The organism is Flavobacterium sp. ZT3R18 (assembly GCF_007097385.1).
GTDB lineage: Bacteria > Bacteroidota > Bacteroidia > Flavobacteriales > Flavobacteriaceae > Flavobacterium.
The window spans coordinates 1-4,103 of the sequence record NZ_VJZS01000048.1 but is presented as its reverse complement, the minus strand read 5'-3'; the positions used below and the strand labels follow the sequence as shown (position 1 = coordinate 4,103).

The window sequence follows — 4,103 nt, the reverse complement described above, 5'->3', positions numbered from 1 at the left end:
TATTTAACAGAAGCGGAAAAGTCACAGCTGTTGTTTGAATTTAATGATACAAAAGTTGATTATCCAACAGATAAAACGATAGTTGATCTGTTTGAGGAGCAGGTTTTAAGAACTCCTGATCATACGGCGGTTGTATTTGAGGGCAAATCACTGACGTATCGTGAACTTAATGAGAAGTCAAATCAATTGGCGTATTATTTACGAGAAACATATGATATCCAGTCCGATGACCTTGTAGGGATAAAGCTTGACAGGAGTGAGCTTATGATTACTGCGATTTTAGGTACTTTAAAATCAGGCGGAGCTTATGTTCCTATTGATGTAAATTATCCGGAGGATCGTATTGCTTATATTGAAAAGGACAGTAATTGTAAGGTTGTTTTAGATCAGGAGGAAATTATATCTTTTAATTTAGAAAGATTCAGATATGGTAAAAGTAATCTTTCAAAGTCCGGTACTCCGAAAGATCTTGCTTATATCATTTATACTTCAGGAACTACTGGTAACCCTAAAGGAGTAATGATTGAACATCATAGCTTGTTTAATTATTTACAGTGGTGTTCTGAGTTTTATTTTGACAAACAGGAAGAAGGAAACTTTGGCGTATTTAGTTCATTATCTTTTGATTTGACTGTCACCAGTATTTATTTACCGCTTATCAGGGGAAATAAGATTAAAATCATCAGCAATGATTTAAGTTCTGATGAAGTATTGGCTGATTATATTTCAAACGCATCAGAATTGGATAGTATAAAATTAACTCCTTCTCATTTGGAGCTGCTGAAAGATTTGGAATTAAAGGAAAGTCCATTGCAGAAAATTGTAGTTGGAGGAGAGTCTTTGCTTAAGAAGCAGGTAGAAGGAATTTTTCAGCAAAATAGAGCGCTTACCATTTACAATGAGTACGGTCCAACGGAGAGTACCGTTGGATGTATTGTAAAAAGAATTACAGATGAGAATCTGATAACTATTGGAAAACCAATAGCCAACACCCAGATTTATATCCTGGATGATTTACTGGCACTGGTTCCGGCAGGAGTTCCCGGCAAGCTTTATATCTCAGGGGCAGGACTGGCAAGAGGCTATTTGAACAGGGAAGATCTCACGGCTGAGAAATTTATCAGCAATCCTTTTATAGCTGGTCAGAGAATGTATGATACAGGGGATTTGGCAAGCTGGCTTGCCGATGGAGATATGGTATTTTTAGGTAGGAAAGACAGCCAGGTGAAGATCAGGGGCTTCAGGATTGAGCTTGGAGAGATCGAGAGCGTAATTCTTGCGTATTTCGATACCATAATCCAGGCTGTTGTCGAGGCCAAGACAATTAATGAGGATAAAGTACTGGTTGCCTATCTGGTCTCAAAGAGTGTTGATAAATCGGCATTAAGAGATTTTCTGGAGAGCAGGCTTCCGGATTATATGATTCCAAGTTTTTTTGTAGAGCTGGATGTTATTCCCTTGACCCCTAATGGGAAGGCAGACCGCAAGGCTTTGCCTGATGTTTCAGGAGGTGATATTATCCGTAACGAATATGTTTTGCCAAGAAACGAAACAGAACAGAAATTAGTATCAATCTGGGAAGAGGTATTAGGAATAGCTCAAATTGGAATAACGGATAATTTCTTTGAATTAGGGGGACATAGTTTGATAGTTGCTCAGGTAATCAATAGAATTTATAAACAACTGGGTAAAACGTTATCATTTAAAGTGTTTTTTGCTAATCCGACAATAGGAGAATTAACACAGTATTTAAAAGATATCACATATTTTGCTATTCCAAAGGCACCAGAATTAGTTTCGTATCCTCTTTCAGCATCTCAAACAAGAATGTGGATTTTAAATCAATTGAATGATACTTCTTTGGCCTATAATATTTCTACTGGACTTAGAATTTATGGTATTATTGATTTTTATAAATTCGAAAAATCACTTAGATTTTTAATTAATAGACATGAAATTTTAAGAACTTACTTCAAAGTAAATGAAAATGGAGAGGTTCGTCAAAATATAATTTCTGCTGATGACTTAAACTTTAGAATTGTTAATGAAGATTTTAGTTTAATAGAGGACTATGAAATGTATCTAAGTAATTATCTGACTGAAAAAAATCGTAGTTCATTTGATTTAGAACAAGCTCCGCTTATTCAAAGTTTTTTAATTAAACTAAGAGAAGAAGAATATGTGTTTTTCTTGTCAATGCATCATATTATTGCAGATGGCTGGTCGTTACAAATACTAATGTTGGAGTTTATAAAAGTTTATAATAAATTTATAAGCGAAAAAGAAGTTAATCTTCCTGAATTAAATATCCAATACAAAGACTATGCTGTATGGTTAACGGACGAATTACAGGAAAAGAAGCAGCAAGAATCAGCTCAATATTGGATAAATCAATTTAGTGGCGAACTGCCTATTTTTGATTTACCAAGTTCCAAAATACGTCCCATTGTTAAAACAAACAATGGAGCAACAATCCAACATGAATTTTCAAAATCATTTTTGGATAAGTTGAAATATTTTTCAAAATCACAAGATGCAACCCTATTTATGACTTTGATATCCGGTATCAATGCCATGCTTTACAGGTATTCCGGTCAAAGTGATATTATAATTGGTACACCGGTGGCAGGAAGAGAGCATCCTGATTTAGAAAATCAACTCGGTCTCTATTTAAATACTTTGGCAATCAGAACCAGATTTAAAGAGAAAAACAGTTTTTCAGATTTAATAGCAGCAGAAAGAGAAACTTTGCTAGGTGCCTATGAACACCAAGGATATCCATTTGATGAACTGGTTGGCAAATTGAATTTAACAAGGGATATGAGCCGATCAGCTCTATTTGATGTAATGATTGTTCTGCAAAATCAAGAACAATTAAACAATTTTAAAACTGATGAATTACTTAGTTTTAAAGTAGAGAACTATGATTTTAAGACCAATACCTCTAAAGTTGATTTAAATTTTAATTTCACAGAAACAAATGGATTAGAGTTGTCAATAAGTTACAATACAGATATTTACGATGAATTTACTGTCGCGAGAATGTTTTGTCATTTTGAGAATTTACTAATTAATTTGATAAATGAGCCAGAGAAGAATATTGAAGAAATTGGCTATTTAAGCGAAACAGAAAAAAATCAGTTATTGTTTGATTTTAATGATACAAACACAGATTACCCCACTGATAAGACTGTTATAGACTTATTTGAAAAACAAGTGGAAAGAACACCAAATAATATAGCAGTTGTATTTGATAATAAAGAATTAACTTATAATGAAATAAATAAAATATCGAACCAACTGGCACATTATTTAAGAGGAACCTATGATATCAAACCAAATGATTTAATTGGTATTAAACTTGAAAGAAGTGAGTTAATGATTATTGCTGTTTTAGGTGTTTTAAAATCAGGGGCGGCTTATGTTCCGATTGATATTAATTATCCTGAACAAAGAATTTCTTATATAGAAAAAAAATCTAACAGTAAGGCTATCATTGATGCTGAAGAATTTTCATTATTTATAACTCTCCAAAACAATTATTCGGACGAAAATATTGCGAAAATCAATGTTTCAGATGATCTTTCTTATGTTATTTATACTTCTGGAACTACAGGAAATCCAAAAGGAGTGATGATTGAAAATGGGAACTTAGTAAATTATATAATTTCGCAAACTAATTTATTTGACATTAGAGAAACTGAAAATATTCTGCAATCTACTAATTTTTCATTCGATGCTTCTGTTGAACAGATATTTTTAGCCCTTTTAAATGGTGCTAGATTAAGTATATTAAGTACAGAAATTCTTTTAGACAGTAAAAAAATGGGAATGTTTTTAGAGAGGAATAAAATTACTCATCTACACTCAACACCATCAGTTTTAAACAATATTATTTTACAAAATTGGACATCTTTAAAAAGAGTCTTGTCTGGCGGTGATTCTTGTTCTGTAAAATTGGCAAATAAATTTAGTAATCACTGCAGCTTTTACAATAAATACGGTCCCACTGAAACTACAGTTTCGTCAACAATATTATTGTATGATGAAAGGAAGTATTTTTCTATTGGAAAACCAGTAGCCAACACACAGATTTACATCCT

At 32.8% G+C, this 4,103-nt stretch carries 1 protein-coding gene; it reads left to right on the top strand.

The features are described from left to right. Positions 1–4,103: non-ribosomal peptide synthetase (locus tag FNW52_RS20410; protein ID WP_143379313.1), on the top strand; the 4,103-nt coding region annotated here is incomplete at both ends.